Source organism: Affinundibacterium fentianense (genome assembly GCF_018139545.1).
Lineage (GTDB): Bacteria > Pseudomonadota > Gammaproteobacteria > Burkholderiales > Burkholderiaceae_D > Undibacterium > Undibacterium fentianense.
The window spans coordinates 324,288-340,792 of record NZ_JAGSPJ010000005.1 but is presented as its reverse complement, the minus strand read 5'-3'; the positions used below and the strand labels follow the sequence as shown (position 1 = coordinate 340,792).

At 46.1% G+C, this 16,505-nt stretch carries 12 protein-coding genes; 9 read left to right on the top strand and 3 right to left on the bottom strand.

All coding sequences use genetic code 11. From position 1 onward, the window contains the following. Window positions 1–178 precede the first annotated feature (178 nt). The 6 genes from KDM90_RS13340 (at window position 179) to KDM90_RS18355 (ending at window position 9,767) form a co-directional block, all read left to right on the top strand. Window positions 179–2,986: a M16 family metallopeptidase gene (locus tag KDM90_RS13340; protein ID WP_212676103.1), complete on the top strand. Its 2,808-nt coding sequence runs from the start codon at window positions 179–181 to the stop codon at window positions 2,984–2,986. A gap of 175 nt (window positions 2,987–3,161) precedes the next feature. After that, window positions 3,162–4,118, top strand: a complete 957-nt coding sequence (locus KDM90_RS13335; protein ID WP_212676102.1) for a metallophosphoesterase family protein — start codon at window positions 3,162–3,164, stop codon at window positions 4,116–4,118. A 92-nt stretch (window positions 4,119–4,210) separates the two neighbouring features. Beyond that, on the top strand, window positions 4,211–5,434 hold the full coding sequence (locus KDM90_RS13330; protein ID WP_212676101.1) for a YjgN family protein: 1,224 nt from the start codon (window positions 4,211–4,213) through the stop codon (window positions 5,432–5,434). Between the two features lie 17 nt (window positions 5,435–5,451). Next, entirely contained in the window at window positions 5,452–6,564 is a 1,113-nt protein-coding gene (locus tag KDM90_RS13325; protein WP_212676100.1) for a M48 family metallopeptidase, read from the top strand. Between the two features lie 77 nt (window positions 6,565–6,641). Further along, window positions 6,642–7,544 (top strand): DMT family transporter, encoded by a 903-nt coding sequence (locus KDM90_RS13320; protein WP_212676099.1) that lies wholly within the window; start codon window positions 6,642–6,644, stop codon window positions 7,542–7,544. A 132-nt stretch (window positions 7,545–7,676) separates the two neighbouring features. Continuing rightward, window positions 7,677–9,767, top strand: a complete 2,091-nt coding sequence (locus tag KDM90_RS18355; protein ID WP_212676098.1) for a sensor histidine kinase — start codon at window positions 7,677–7,679, stop codon at window positions 9,765–9,767. Here KDM90_RS18355 and tcdA read toward each other — a convergent pair. Then, the gene (tcdA, locus tag KDM90_RS13310) at window positions 9,764–10,561 is read right to left on the bottom strand and encodes a tRNA cyclic N6-threonylcarbamoyladenosine(37) synthase TcdA (RefSeq protein WP_212676097.1); all 798 of its coding nucleotides are present in this window, start codon (window positions 10,559–10,561) and stop codon (window positions 9,764–9,766) included. The two genes, KDM90_RS18355 and tcdA, sit on opposite strands and share 4 nt — an antisense overlap. Window positions 10,562–10,825: 264 nt before the next feature. On the opposite strand from tcdA, the gene KDM90_RS13305 reads away from it, so the two are divergent. Both KDM90_RS13305 and pdxH read left to right on the top strand, forming a co-directional pair. Next, the gene (locus tag KDM90_RS13305) at window positions 10,826–11,362 is read left to right on the top strand and encodes a hemerythrin domain-containing protein (RefSeq protein WP_212676096.1); all 537 of its coding nucleotides are present in this window, start codon (window positions 10,826–10,828) and stop codon (window positions 11,360–11,362) included. A gap of 74 nt (window positions 11,363–11,436) precedes the next feature. After that, entirely contained in the window at window positions 11,437–12,072 is a 636-nt protein-coding gene (pdxH, locus tag KDM90_RS13300; RefSeq protein ID WP_212676095.1) for a pyridoxamine 5'-phosphate oxidase, read from the top strand. A gap of 36 nt (window positions 12,073–12,108) precedes the next feature. Here the strand turns inward: pdxH and msrA are convergent, their stop codons facing one another. After that, window positions 12,109–12,645, bottom strand: a complete 537-nt coding sequence (gene msrA / locus KDM90_RS13295; RefSeq protein WP_212676094.1) for a peptide-methionine (S)-S-oxide reductase MsrA — start codon at window positions 12,643–12,645, stop codon at window positions 12,109–12,111. 235 nt (window positions 12,646–12,880) lie between these two features. On the opposite strand from msrA, the gene KDM90_RS13290 reads away from it, so the two are divergent. Continuing rightward, window positions 12,881–13,660, top strand: a complete 780-nt coding sequence (locus KDM90_RS13290) for a helix-turn-helix domain-containing protein (RefSeq protein WP_212676093.1) — start codon at window positions 12,881–12,883, stop codon at window positions 13,658–13,660. Window positions 13,661–13,762: 102 nt separating this feature from the next. On the opposite strand, the gene KDM90_RS13285 is transcribed toward KDM90_RS13290, so the two are convergent. Continuing rightward, a complete protein-coding gene (locus KDM90_RS13285; RefSeq protein ID WP_212676092.1) occupies window positions 13,763–16,441 on the bottom strand; it encodes a bifunctional acetate--CoA ligase family protein/GNAT family N-acetyltransferase in 2,679 nt (892 codons plus the stop codon). Window positions 16,442–16,505: the final 64 nt, after the last annotated feature.

Sequence of the window (16,505 nt, the reverse complement as noted above, 5' to 3'; positions counted from 1 at the left end):
TCTGGCGATGCAAGGATAAACTGGGATCTATGCTTGATTACATGTACACCCAGGATAGCAAGCTGACGAAACTCGCGCTGCAATAGATTCCTTACCAAAATTCATAGAAAAATAAAAATTGCAATTAAAATATGAATCAACTATGTTACCCATCTTGCTCTACTTTTAAGGATTTCTTGTGAAATTGTTGTCCCTTTGCCTTCTCAGCGCTGGTTTAATCTCGCCTTCCTTTGCTTGTTCCAATCTGAAACCCAATTCTTCCGCCGTCGGCATAGCGCAAACTTGCGACAAATCGCTAGGCATAAAGAAAATCACTTCAGTCGAAGGGATTACCGAATATCGCTTAGCCAATGGTCTGCGGGTACTCCTCTTTCCAGACGCAAGTAAGCCAACCATCACAACCAATTTGGTTTACATGGTCGGTTCACGTCACGAAAATTATGGCGAAACGGGCATGGCGCATTTACTTGAGCATCTTTTGTTTAAACCTAGTGCTAATTTTGGTCGCAAGAAAGGAAGTAAAACACCCGTCGAGATACTCAATCAAACTGGCGCAGAGTTTAACGGGACAACTTGGTATGACAGGACCAACTATTACGCCACCTTTCCAGCCAACGACGACAATCTTAAACAAATGTTAGCGATGGAAGCCGATCGCATGGTCAACGCCGCAATCGATCAAAACGATTTGTGGAATCCGCTCACGCAAAAAGGGGAAATGACTGTCGTGAGAAATGAATTTGAGATCGGCGAAAATGACCCTGTTGGCGTAACGACTGAGCGGATCCAAGCGCTTGCATTCGACTGGCACAACTACGGCAAATCCACGATAGGCGCCCGCTCAGACATCGAAAAAGTAAATATCCCACGACTTCGTGCATTCTACAAAAAATACTACCAGCCAGACAATGCCGTGTTGATGATTGCAGGCCAAATTCAAGAAGAAAAAATCCTACGCTTAATCCAACAGGTATTCGGAAAAATCCCTAAACCAAACCGTGTCATTGAACCAACCTATACCAGCGAGCCAGCACAGGATGGCGAACGTGCAGTGACTATCCGCCGCTCAGGCGGCACCCAATATCTTGGTGTTGGTTACCACTTCGCCCCATCCGCGCATATTGAGTCAGCAGCCTTGTCGCTACTTGCGGAAATTCTCGTTAGTCCGCCGAGTGGTCGATTGCACAAAGCATTGGTTGAAAGCAAATTGGCGACGGAAGTGAGTTTCAATAGTGTTAGCAATCTCGAACCTAGCTACGGCATCTTTGGTGCAAGCGTCGCTAAAGACGGTAATCTCGAACTCGTTCAAGAAACCATGTTGAAAGTGTTGGAGAATTTAAAATCGCAACCCATTACACAAGAAGAACTCGAACGCGCAAAACAAAGTGTTCGAAAGAATATCCAACTCACCTTAGCCGACACAAGTAGTCTCACTCTCGCTTTAACCGAATCACTTGCCGCGGGCGACTGGCGACTATTTTTCCTCGAACGCGATCGCCTAAATCAAATGTCTCTATCTGATTTGCAATCGGTCGCAGAGAAATATCTCAAACAAACCAACCGCACTATTGGTCGTTTTATTCCAACCGATGTCATAGATCGAACTGAAGTCCCCGCAACACCGGACGTGCAGAGCATGGTGCAAGCCTATCGTGGCCAGGCAGTACTTGCGCAAGGCGAGGCATTTAGTACGACGCCTGAAAACATTGAGTCTCGCACACAACGAAGCGTGCTATCGAATGGAATGAAGCTCGCGCTTTTACCCAAAAAGACCAAAGGCGCAATGGTCAATGTGAATATGCAACTTCATATGGGGAATGAGAATAGTCTCCAGGGTCTGGCACAGGTAGGGCAAATAACCGCTGCTATGCTAATGAAAGGCACAGAGCGTCTATCACGACAAGAGCTCAAAGACGCCTTCGCACAATTGAATGCAGACATCAGCATTAGCGGAGGAGCCCAAGGAATCACTGCGAACATTACAACGACGCGCGATAAATTGCCAGCGACCATTGACTTACTCGCCGAAGTTTTACAAAAGCCCAATTTTTCTGCCAATGAATTCACAGAATTTCAACTCGCTTTCATCAACACGATAGAACAATCTATCCCTGAGCCACAAGCCCAAGCTTCGAACGCAATGGCACGATTAATTGATGCAAGAGAAAAAGGACATGTCATGCATGTCGACACTCTGCAAGAGCAAATTGAAGCAGTAAAAACAATCCAAGTTGATCAACTTCGTCAATTTCATACGGCCTTCTACGGAAGTAATCATGCCAATTTTGCTGCAGTGGGCGACTTTGATCAGGACGCATTGAAACGACAGTTAGAGAATTTATTTGGAAAATGGCAGGCAAAGCAAGGCTATCAAAGAATTCCCAACCTGATTAAACAAGTTCGTGGTGAAAGACTAGCCCTCAACACACCCGATAAAACGAGTAGTTTTTTACTCAGCATTCATCCAATCAACATGAATGACCAGGCCGACATGTATCCCGCATTTCTGATGGCAAATCACATGTTAGGTGGAGGCGCGTTACGTAGCCGACTAGCAGACCGAATTCGACAAAAAGAAGGGCTATCCTATGCGGTTGGTTCGTTCGCCAGCGTCCCTGCTCACGAACCAGTTGGTATGTGGGCGGCCTATGCCATGAGCGCACCACAAAATGTCGGCAAAGTTGAGGCTGCCCTGCGTGAAGAATTACAACTAGTCCTAAAAGAAGGATTTACCGAGGCCGAATTATCAGAAGCCAAAAAAGCCTGGAGGCAGTCAGAAGAAGTCACGCGTAGCCAAGATAGTGGCTTAGCTAGTCTCTTATCGGCCTACCTATCCTTGAATCGCACACTGCAGTTCGATAAAGCGTTGGAGACAAAGGTTGCGGCTCTGAATGTTAAACAGGTGAATCAAGCCATACGCGAATTCATTCAAGTCGAGAATTTATCAATCATCGCGGCGGGTGACCAATCGAAAACTGCCCAATAAGCGATCGATAAGTGCGACGAACTCGTGGAGCGAACAATGCCTGTTCTTTGTTTGAGCAATCAATGGGCATTGTCGACATCGCGACGGTATCGAAAACCAGAAAATTCGCCGCAGCGCAACGACTCGGCACCAGACAGGAGTAAAATAAAGGCTTGATTTTTGCTTCCTCTTCACTATGCCATTCTCAACAAAACGTCATACGCAAAACCGCTTCTTTCTTGCACTCCTGATCCTAAGCAGCATCAACCTTACTAGTTTGGATAGTTTTGCTCAAGTCAATAAATCGTCTAGCAGAAAAAAACAAGCATTAGAAAAACCCAGTATTACCTTATTGGCGGCAGGTGACATCGCTGATTGTCGCCAACTTCCCGCGATACAAACCAAAGCCGAACAAACAGCCCAACTCATCTCAAAATTCATCGATCAAGACCCCAACACCTATGTCGTCACACTTGGCGACAACACCTATCCAATCGGTCGGCCCGCCGAATTCAGCGAGTGCTATGACAAAACTTGGGGAAAGTTCAAATCGAAAACCTTGCCCTCTCCAGGCAACCATGATTATGGCGTTCCTTTTGCAGCGGGCTACTACAATTATTTTGATGAATTAGCAGGACCTGATCGGCGTGGCTACTATCGCCGTCAAATCGGCAATTGGCTCATTCTTTCTTTGAACAGCAATATCAAAGGGGAAGCAATGCAAGCGCAATTAAATTGGCTTACAGCGGAATTGAAGTCAAATGCACAGCCTTGCTTGCTCGCGTTCTGGCATCATCCAGTGGTTTCGTCAGGTGGTCATGGGAATGTCGCTATTATGCGTGCAGCTTGGGATATCTTAGTTGAGGCAAAAGCAGATATTGTTCTCGCTAGTCATGACCATCACTATGAACGCTTCGTTCCATTAGACAAACATCTCGAGCAGGACACCCAAGCAGGCATCCACAGCTTTGTAGTTGGAACCGGTGGGGCAAAATTATCGCCTCTATTTTTTTCCAAACCAACGACCGCCATGCGTCAAAACGACCAACATGGCATATTGAAATTAGAATTAAAAGAAAAGAGCTTTCGCTGGCAATTTATCGCAACCGGATCTGAAGCTGTACTCGATAGAGGTGAAGCAAATTGCCATTGACGGCTTGTCATCCATCCTATGTCTATTCATCGATTCCATTGTGTTAATATCATTTCATATTTTTCCGAACGACATTTTGTGTGCGTGATGCAATGACTCTACCGAATAGCGATCAAGATTCCTCCCAAACCAGCGCCCCCATTCGAAGTCATCTGAATCTCGATTTCGCAACGGAATTGGTACATCAGGATATTCGTTCTGCATCGCAAAAATTGATCGACGATGAACATCGTTACCAGCCTATTTTTACAGGAACAGGTCAAGAGTATTTTAAGATTTGGATCGTCAATTTGTGCCTGACACTGATCAGTCTAGGCATCTATTCGGCATGGGCAAAAGTAAGGCGACTCCAGTACTTTGACAGGAACACCCAAATCGCTGGCGCTTGCTTTAACTTTCATGGGAATCCACTGACAATTTTACGAGGACGTATTATCGCCGCAGTCCTCCTATTTTTGTATCACTATGTTTTTGGGTTGTCACAGGGATTCGCCCTTGTGTTCGCGACTTTCTTGCTCTTCAGCATACCTTGGATGATGCGCAGTGCTTTACGATTTCGCTTGCGCAACACTAGCTATCGAGGACTACGATTCGATTTTACAGGGACTTTGATGGCTGCCTATGCCAACTATTTGCCGATCACCCTCATGTTTGTCCTGCCTGCCTTAATTGCTGTCCTTGCTGATGAAATTTGGTATAGCTTGATACCCAGTCTCTTATATTTACTTTGGCCTTGGTTTCACGCACGGATGAAGCGCTACCAACATGCCAACTTCGCGTTTGGCCAAAAACACGCATCCTCCACGTTATCCGGTGGCGCCTTTGTTTGGCCTTACTTCTTAACAGGGATTTATATTCTGCTGTTCACAATTTTAGCCGGTATTCTTACCGGAATTATTGTCGCTGCCCATGGGATAAATGATGTAGGAGAACAAAGCGCCATGATCAAATGGTTGGTGCCTTTAGTCGTAATGGGGGTGGTAACTCTACTTGCTTATTTAGTTCTAGGACCGTATTTGCAAACCCGAATCTGGAACGAGGCCTGGAATCACAGCCTCCTTGATGACATACGCTTTCAATCACAACTTCCACTTTGGGCCTATACACGACTGCAATCGAAGAACGCTATCTTGACTCTCTTCAGTCTTGGCTTGTATCGACCATTTGCTGTCGTCAACAGTTATCAATTTCGTCTTTCCTATATTGCTATCCTTGCGAGTGAACAGTCATTGATCACACATAGCAGCACAAACGATGGGGAGAATGCAGCAGCCGAAAGCTCAGCTGAATTTTTTGGTTTTGATTTATCTTGGTGAGCGCCATGACAACAAACATGACAAGATCCGTCAACGCGACCTACTTCGACTCACTCAGCAGCAATCCTCAGCTGTGCCGCGTGCAATTTGACACAAACATCATTTCCTTAATCTTCGACAATGCCCAAAGAAATTTCTCGCCAACCCAAAGTCAATTGCTCGAACCCTTCGCGAATGCGCCTTTATTACTTGAGTTTGAAGATGGTACGCATTGCGAGATTAAAAATCGTGACGACCAACAATTCATCCTTCAAGTACTTTCCTATCGTCCCTCACGTGTCGAGATCTGGCAACAACACTGGCGATATGCTTTGCTTGCAATTGTTTTGACATTGAGCTTTCTATTCGTCGCCTATCGCTATGGCGGTCCGATGCTAGCACGACAGGTCGTTCCTCTTATTCCACAAGCAGCAGACGAATTTCTAGGCCAGCAAGCGGAAGTTCTACTACAAGATGCTTACCTTACTCCAACGAAGACCAGCGATGCGCAATACAATCAAGCTATTCAAGTTTTTCGTCGGATTCAACCGACTAATCCCCGTCTAAAACCCAGGCTTGAAATGCGCGCGAGCAAAAGGCTAGGGGCGAATGCCTTTGCTTTACCGAATGGAAGTATTTATGTGACAGATGCGATGTTTGACTTATTGTCCCGCTCTGGAAAGCAACTGAGTCAAGAAGGCGAATATGAATTAGCTGGATTACTTGCGCATGAAATTGCCCACATCGAGCTTCGACACAGCATGCTAAATTTAACGGAAACCTCATTCATGACTGTTGTGGTCGGTTCCCTAGTTGGAGACTTTAGTTCGCTAGTTTCTGCTGGTGCCGGCGCTCTCCTCGGTGCACAGTATTCTCAAGAAAAAGAAAGACAAGCAGATACCTATGCAATTCAGGTACTCAAGTCAAAAGGCATTTCCCCAAAACATTTAGCGCACTTATTTCGCAACCTAGAAAAACATACGATGGGAAAAAACAAACCCATTGCCCCCACATGGATCACCCATGAAATTGAAACCTACCTTTCAACTCATCCGACCACCCAAGAAAGAATTCGGTACTTAGAAACTGCCGCGGGGGATTCTGACAGAGCGGGATACATCCCGCGTCCTACACATCCAATTGATCAATAAGGTTCCCGCAGAACCATCCTGCTCCCGTTTGCAATGTATGCACGCAAATAGTCAATGGAAAATGGTACACTCGCTCTATGCCGTCTTCGATTCTCTTTATTATCGCCTCTCTAATTTGGGGTTCAACTTTTTGGGCTATTACCCAACAATTGGGTGAAGTAGCACCCGCAGTCTCCGTCGCCTACCGTTTTGGCATTGCGGCAATTAGCTTATTTTTATGGTGCTTTTTGCGGAAAGATAAGTTGTCCGTTCCTTGGCATTTGCATCGTTGGTTAGCCCTGCAAGGCTTTCTCACGTTTTCTCTGAGTTATCTATGCACCTACTCTTCTGAGCAATATCTTGTCTCCGCACTAGTCGCAGTCTTATTTGCGTTGATGGTGATTTGGTCACCCATCGCTGAAAGAATTTTCTTTGGAAAACCACTCACACTAAAAATTTGGTTGGCCGCTGCAGTTTCCATTACAGGGGTCGTACTTTTGTTCTATCCAGCATTGAGGGCAAATTGGATAGAAACCCACGCGGGAAAACATACAGACTTTTTGCCGGGTTTGGTTTTAGCGCTCACTGCCACCTTAGCCAGTACCTTTGGTAATTTAGCCGTGATTAAAGTCAGACAACATAGCCAAAACATTCTGTTAACGATGGCTTGGGCGATGGCGTGGGGAACACTTTGGATTAGCCTGTTCGCCTTATTGAGCGGACAGACTTGGAGCCTGCCGACAAATATCGCTTATTGGCTTTCTCTCCTTTATCTTTCGCTGTTTGGATCCGTCATTGCGTTTGCCTGTTACTTCACACTAATCCATCGAATTGGTGCGCAAAAAACGGTGTTTATCGGTGTCATTACCCCCATTATTTCCGTACTACTTTCCATTCAATTAGAGAATTATTTACCCGGTTGGATAGAATGGAGCGGAATGGCACTCTGCTTGGCAGGTGTGGTTTGGGCACTACGTGACAAACCGCAAGCCAAGTCTTGATTCCTCCCCCCCAAAAAAAGAGACGAGGCTGTCCTGAAAAAGCCACAGAAATTGGAATTGCAAGTCGGACGAATAGCGCGTCACTAATTTTGGAGTATCCTGAACGCAATTTCTTTGTTTCAGGCGCACTCAGTGATCCTTCAATCTAAAGATCAAGCTGCTTTACATCGATCTGACCTCGATTCCCTCTTAGAACAAGGTCGGGGTCTGTGTCTGGGTGGCCAATTCAATGAATTTCAAGCCTTATTGCCGCACATCGCTGCGCAAAATCTGAGCCCCGACCATGCTCTTTTTCTCGAAATTTTAATGCTCTACCCGAATGCGCATTCGGGAATTTCCAATCATACAGCACTTCTTCAACGAGCAATGAGTCTCCATGAATTAGCCCAAGCCATGGGCAATTCATTGGCGCGTGCCTGGATTTGGGAAGCGATGCAAGCAATACAAATTCAATTGCAATTACATTATGCAGCGCTACATAGTACTGCGATGGCGGCGGAAACGTTTGAACACTGCGGGCGGACTAAAGATGCGATGAGCATGCGCGTCAGCCGATGTTTGGTGATGATTCATTGCGAAATGTATCGCGAAATCATAGAGATGAGTGAAGTTCTCCTACAAAACCGCACACTATTAGATGATGTTGCGCTGTGCAATTTGCTCAGATCAAGTGCATCCGCCTACTACTTTTTAGGAAATGAAGCTGAAGGGATTGCAGCACGTAATGCTTGGATCAGTGCGCTCAAACTCCATCAAGAATGTTTAACGATAGCGCAGGCGGCACGTATAGAAAAATTCATCCTAATTGCGCACACCAATATCGCAATACTGAGTGCATCACTTGGGCTGAGACAAGAAACCGCCGAACATCTCTTACAAATCGAAGGCATGCAAAAGCAGGCAGAGCATATCAATATTAGCTGGTCATATTGGATACGCTATTGTGAAGCACTGCTCCTCTGTCAAAGTGCCGAATTTGACAAAGGTTGGAAAGCATTATTAGCACTAGAGCAAGAGCTACAATTACTCGATATACGCACCGCGCCCGTCCGCGATGCGGTACTCAAAAAAATAGTTAGTTTAGGAAAAAAATGGGAGCATTTTGAACAAGCTCTGCACGCTGCGGAACAATTAATGGCTCTACACCAACAGCGTCGTTGTCTCTTGTCTAAGACACTGGGAGAGACATTAGAAGATGTCATGGCTGTTCCGACCCTACAACATCAGAACCAAGAACTGAGCCAACAAGGGCATAGGTTGGAAGCCTCCCTAGCGCGTCGCAATACCGAATTAAGCCAAACCTTAATTCAACTTCAACAAGAGGCGTCGATTCGTTTACAAACCGAGCAAGCACTACTCAGTGCCCACAACAATCTAGAGGAACAAGTACGACAACGAACCAAGGAATTGGAACGGGCATTGAGCGTCGTCATGCGCCAAGAGAAACAATTGGCACTAGGTCGTTTAGTCGTGGGAATCGCGCATGAAATGAATACCCCATTGGGAAATGCAACAATTGCGGCCAGCACCTTGGAATTTCACGCCCAAAGTTTGATCGAGGATCTAAACGGCACGTCGATAAGTCGCAGTAAATTGCGCCATACAATCGAAGCGATGCTAGAAGGAAACGCACTACTGAATCGAGCACTACTAACCGCGAGCGAATTGGTACAACGTTTTCGAGCCCTCGCCATCGAGCAACACCAAGAGGAGTTGAGAGAATTTGATCTGTCAAAACGCTGTGAACATCTATTGCGCGATTGGAGCAGACGATTTGAGGCAATGGGAATTGAAACCCAGATTCAACTTGCCACATCGATCATGCACGTAGGCTATCCCAATGCCCTCTTTCAAGTCCTAGACCAATTAATCGACAATGCTGTTCGACACGGCTTACATCACGTGCAGGAACCACGACTCGAATTCAAATTATATGAAAAGGGAGACCAGATTCAAATCGACGTACGTGACAATGGTTTAGGTATCGCGGAAGAAAATCTTCAAAGAATATTTGAGCCTTTTTTTAGCAAACAACTCGGGCTCAATGGTATCGGCCTTGGTCTGACGGTCACCCACAGCATCATCACCGATTTAATGGGCGGCACGATTCAGGTCTGCAATCACCACGAACAAGGATTGCAAGTCAATGTCAGACTTCCGAAGCTAGTCACGCCGCGCTCGACTATCATAATGGAAACAAACGTAACAAAAACAGATAGTTAAGAAAAAGCCAATTTACGTAGCACATGCGCGGCAGCGGCCAATCCGAACGATGCTGTCACAACGACCGACGAGCCGAAACCAGCACAATTCAATCCTGAGATTCCCTGAACTGGATCGATCTCGCAGCGCTCAGCGGTCTCTGGCATCGTCAAAACTTCCATCGAAAATACTGCATCGATTCCGAATTTACTTTTACTTCCCCTCGGAAAACCAAAATTCTGGCGCAAACGTTTACGCACCAAAGCAAGTAAGGGTTCTTGCTCTGTTCGTGCCAAATCACGAATCTCGATTTTGCACGGATCGGTCTGCCCACCAGCAGCACCAATCGTAATCAACGGAATTTGATGTTCACGACAATAAGCAATCAAAGCAGTTTTTGCCTTAACACTGTCAATTGCGTCAATAACGTAGTCAAAGCCTTGCGTTCCTATCATTTCATCGAGATTTTCGGGCTCAATGAATTCTTCAATCGCTTGCACTTTGCAGAAAGGATTGATTATCGCAATGCGTTCAGCAAGCGCCGTCACTTTCGCTTTTCCCAAACTTTCACTCGTCGCTTGTATTTGACGATTAATATTCGACTCCGCAACATTGTCGAGGTCAATCATCGTAATACGCCCAACTGCGCTGCGAGCCAATGCTTCGACGACCCAAGACCCCACGCCACCAACACCAATCACGCCAATATGGGCTTGTCGAAAGCGCTGTAAGCCTTGTTCCCCATACAGGCGGGCAATCCCACCAAAGCGTCGGTCAAAATCAATCTCATCGTCAAACGTAGTTGTAGCGTGCATGGATGCCAATATTTTCGTCGAGTAAAAAACAAACTAAAGACCACTATTTTACATTCTTAGGGCTTCCGAAGTACCAGGATCTTGATATGACGCAAGGCAAACTCACGCACACAGGGCACAATTCGTTAAAATAAGGGAATCTTTTAGGTAAGCACTGGAATCTTCCACATGATGCTACCGTACCTTACGATTCGAGGATTCGATTACCCCTCCCAGAAGCATGACGAAAACCGTCTAAATTGATTAACTATTAGGTGAAATTGCATGGATATCTTATTTGCTAGTGCTCCAGGATTTGACCAACCTCTGGCTGTTCTTAAACATTGCCATGATCGCATCCGCAAGCAACTCGCCACCTTAGAACGCTTACCATCGCATCTAGAAAAAAATGGCGCAGATATTGAAGCGCAAAAGGCTGCCGTCGGTATCTTGCGCTATTTCCAAAGCGCCGCACCACTGCATCATGATGATGAGGAAATCGACCTCTTACCCGTACTGCAAAAGACAGCACAAGCTGAGGACGCGCAGATCTTAGAGTCCGTGTTACCGAAAATTCTTCACCAACACGAAATAATGGCATTACAGTGGCAGGATTTAGCACAACAACTCAGCGCGATCGCAGAGGGCAATACAGGCTCGCTAGAACGCGAAAAGATCAGCGCATTCAATTCGCTGTATCAAGATCACATGCAAATTGAAGAAAGTCAAATTGCGCCCATGGCGATGCGCATCTTAAATGCGCAACAAATGCACACTCTCGGCCTCGCGATGCAACATCGGCGCGGAATCGTCGCGCCTTGACACGACATTTCCGCGCGAATATTTGACGAATTTAGATTACCATCCCTGACATTTCACTATTACAGAACTCCACTATGTCTATTGCCAATTTAAGAAAAGATTACCAGCTTGCCAGCCTTGCAGAGAGTGACGTCGCACACGATCCGATACAACAGTTTTCGCATTGGTTTGAGCAAGCACTCAAGGCCGAGGTTGCGGAAGCCAATGCGATGTGTCTGTCGACAGTGAACGCTCAAGGTCAACCCTCATCGAGAATCGTCTTAATCAAAGAATTTGACCAGCGCGGCTTTTCTTGGTTTACCAATTATGACAGCCGAAAGGGTCAAGAACTCGCTCAAAATCCGCAAGCAGCACTGCTCTTCTTTTGGACTGCTTTGGAGCGTCAAGTACGAATTGAAGGGCGGATTGAAAAAATTTCTGATGCAGACAACGATACTTATTTTCATAGTCGACCGTTGGGAAGTCGTCAAAGTGCCTGCGCATCAAAACAAAGTCAGGTGATTGCAAATCGCCAACTACTAGAAGATCAATTGGCGCAAGTCGTACAACAGTTTGGAGATCAACCGCCACGCCCAGAACATTGGGGTGGATATCGTCTCGTTCCAGATTTCATTGAGTTCTGGCAAGGAAGAAGCTCTCGATTGCATGACCGCATTGCATATCGCCGACAATCTGACGGCAGTTGGACTATCTCACGTCTGCAACCATAAGAAAAAGGGTTTCAGTCGAAACCCTTTTTTAATGACCTAAGCCGCAAGGCGCTTGTTAAACACGCCTCGAGAAATGCCTATTTTTGGCAAAATAAATTCTCTGCAATAAGGATCATTTCTATGCATTTTATAGAAATTCTGATGCTCCGGTTCGGCGGAAAAAAACACGGTGCAGGATTTAATTTGCGTTAGCAGAACGGCTCGCGCTGGAGCGCAACGTACGAGATTTCTCACCATGAGTTGAGCCTGATCTTTTTGATCTTGGCTATGGCAAAAGATCACTGAACGATGCGGTGAATGCAAGTATTCCGTACTAGGCATGAAGGCAAATGCATCATGAACCTTAAAAAATACTTCCAAGATATTCTCAAAATCAAGGACTTCTGTATCAAACTCTATCCGTACGACTTCCGCATGACCAGAGTCTCCACTACAGACGTCTTCATAGGTCGGATAATCCAAATGACCACCAGAATATCCAGCGATCACGGATTTCACACCACGAATTTGCCGATACACAGCGTCGAGATCCCAAAATCGACCACCACCTAGTGTTATCGTTTCAATTGCCATCTTTGTCACCTCTCACCTACTATTGATCTAGTTTTCTTTTGATTATCTTGTCAATAATTTACCTGTCTAGTTTGCTCGCTCAATAAACCTAAACAAAGACCACATTGAGCCAACAAAAAATGGTGCGGCATTATCGAGCGAAGTAGCATTTTTCGACAAGCGCGAATCTAAAAGTTGCAGATTTCGTACCTTGCTGTATCATTTTTCGCTACTTTCCTAACTCAAAGATAATACGATGACAAAAGCTTCCTCTCTGATCGACGTATTAAAACGTGAATTAAAAGCACGACGTATCACTTACCAAGAATTAGCAAGCAAAATCGGTATTTCTGAGTCGAGTATCAAACGCATGTTTGCATCCAAGAATCTCAGCCTGCAACGTTTAGATCAAATCTTGGATGCCGCGCAAATCAATTTGCACGACCTCACTTCACGCAGTTATGAAGAATCCTTAATTGATGAACTCACCTATGAGCAAGAAGAAGAACTGATCAGCGACCCAAAGAAATTTATTGTCGCAGTGTCGGCGATGAACTATCTCAGCCTCCACCAAATTATCGAGATCTATGCAATGAGTGAAACCGAGGTCATCGCTTATTTAGTGAGACTCGATCATTTAGGAATCATCGAATTAATGCCAAACAATCGAATTAAACTCTTATTATCGAGAACGTTTAGATGGATTCCGAATGGCCCTATCCAAAACTTTCACCGACGCGAATCCTTTGCGGATTATCTTGATTCCAATTTTGACGGCAAAAATGACATGATGCAATTTGTGAGCGTCATGCTTTCAAAACAATCCAGCGCTATATTTTTGACACGCTTAATGCAACTAGCACGGGATATTTCAGACCAGCATCGTTTAGATGCGAACTTACCATTTGAAGAAAAATTCAGAATGAGTTTTATGCTGTCCGCGAGGCCATGGATACCCAACTATTTTCAAGCTTTGGTACGTCCTGAATACATTCGCAACTACTATGCACGCAAAGAAAGGAACAAACGTGTGTAAAACTGGCGTCGAAGCAAATAAAGACCTAATTCGACAACAAATGTCCTATCTGGCGTGCACTACCACGCCGTTCCTCTCGCGAGGATTGGAATAAGCACCAATCTACAATGCTTTAACACATAGGCGGAAATCCGGATCTTCAGGATAGGAACGGATATCAAATTCCAAACTTCGCATCAATTTCAACATATTTGAGTTATTGGTCAGAACCAAGCCCTCGATATACGCAAGACCGCGACTACGAGCGACTTCGATAATCGATTGCATCAACCGGGTACCTAAACCTTGTCCGGCGAAGTCATCGGCAATCAGCAGAGAAAATTCACAAGTGCTTTTATCCGGATTCGTCACATATCGGGAAACACCGATGATCCGTTCCGTTTCAAGAAAACTTCCGTCGGATTGCGGATGCCGCTCGCTATGAATCGCAACCAAAGCCATTTCACGGTCATAGTCAATCAAGGTGAATTTTGCCAACATCCTGTCGGACAATTCACGCATCGAAGAAACGAAACGGAAATAGCGACTCTCAGGCGATAGTCGACGTACCAAATCTTGCAACATTTCAGCATCATGGGGATGCAAAGGCCGTAACACGTACATACGACCATCGCGGAGCGGCCATTCTGTCTCTCTATCTGACGGATAAGGTGAAATTGCCAGATGCTCGTAATTTCCTGGTTCTGCTGGTGAATGATCCACCACTACGCGTGCGTCCACGGCTAAAGCGCCAGAATGATCGACGATGAGTGGGTTGATATCCATCTCACGCAATTGTGGCAAAGCACAGACCATCTCTGAAACCCGCAGCAAAATTTGCTCGAGCGCATCACGATGGACCGGAGGCATGCCGCGCCATGCCCCGAGCATTTCTGCACAACGCACGCGATCAATTAAACGATGCGCTAAAAACTGATTAAGGGGTGGTAACTCAATCGCGCGATCTGCGATTAATTCAATCATCACACCGCCGGCGCCAAAAGAGATGACGGGGCCAAATAATTCATCGGTTGAAACGCCAATAAATAGTTCACGCCCCTCAGGTTTGCCCGACATATTTTGTACGGTCACCCCATTTATTTTGGCATCTGGCCGCAATTGACTCACTCTTTGCAGCATGTCTTGCCAGCCATCTCTAACGCCGGTTGCATTCGCGACATTGAGTAATACACCCTGCACATCTGATTTGTGAGAAATATCTGCCGAGTCAATTTTTAATGCGACTGGGTAGCCCAATTGGTTGGCGACGAGCATGGCCTCAGTAGAACTTCGAGCCAACATGGTCTTGGTGACAGGGATATGGAATGCCGAAAGGAGCGCTTTCGATTCCATCTCGGTAAGAACTTTACGGCGTTCAGCTAGTACGCTTTCAATTAAGATCCGCGCCCCCTCTAAATCGGGTTTCGCCAATTGCGATAGTGGCGGTGGAACTTGGCGCAAGAGTTGTTGATTGCGATGAAATAGGGATACATGATTAAATGCATCAACAGCAGCCTCCGGTGTTCTAAAACTCGGGATACCGGCTTTAAACAAGATGGTTCTGGCAGCCGTCACTTTTTCGTCACCCATCCAACAGCTAATCAATGGTTTGCCGACAGTAGCCTGCAGATCAGCCAAAACCTGTGCAATTGCGCCCGTGTCTACACCAGCGATTGGTGACAATATCACTAAAATCCCATCGACTTCGTTGCAATGCGCGCAAGCGGTTACCGCGGCACGATAATGTTCGGCATCGGCTGCCTGCGACAAATCAATCAACTCTTCCAATGCAGCAAAAGGAGAAACCTTCTTATACAGGTCTTTCGTTACCTCGTTTGGTAAACGCGCCAACTCCAATTCGACCTCATTCAAGAAATCTGCTGCCAACACTGCAGGTCCACCGCCATTAGAAATAATCGCCAAGCGCCGTCCAACCGGTAAATACCGCGCTGATAAACATTTGGCTGCAGCGAACAACTGCACCATAGAATGAACACGAACTGCGCCCGCTCGCTGCAAAGCCGCATCAAAAATAGCATCACTTCCGACGATATTTCCTGAATGCGTTAGGGCGGCTTTCGAGCCATCGGGTTTTCGACCTGATTTCAAAACGATGACGGGTTTCGAGTTGGCTGCAGCGCGCAAGGAGCTCATAAACCGACGCGCATTCTTAATACCTTCAATATAAACAACGATGGTTTGTGTTGCCGCATCATCTGCCAAAAAATCTAACACTTGGGCTAGATCGACGGCCGTGTTAACGCCCAACGAAGCGACAGCTGAAAAGCCGACGCCATTTTTCGCTGCCCAATCCAGGATCGAGCTTGTAATCGCCCCTGATTGCGACACGACGGCCAGTGAGCCGGGCTGCGCTAGCTTACCCAGTGCGCTCGCGTTCAAATGCGCCTTGGGTCGCTGGAATCCCAAACTGTTCGGACCTAGCAGCGAGATACCATGTTGTTTCGCAATCTTGTGCAAGTTCTTCGCCTGCACTGCATCAACGCCGATCGAGAGTATCAATGCAGCTCGACACTGTATCCGCCCCACCACTTCGAGCGCAGCACTCAACTCTTCGTTTGGTAAAGCCAGAATCGCCAAGTCAGCTCGCGAATTGGCAAGCTCAGCCAAGGTCCCCTTCACGCGGCTATCCAAATACGTCACACTACCTTGGAACTCTTTGTTTTCGAGATGCTGTAGAAATACCCGAGTCACCGGCGTTTGTGTTTCTATCGCGCTTCGATCACCAGCGAACACGACGATAGAGCGCGGTGAAAACAAGGAACTGAGATAATGTTTATTCATTTTCTTCTCATTCTAGAAAAATCATTTGGATTCGATAAGCCAAACCCTGAAGCAGCCTTTACAA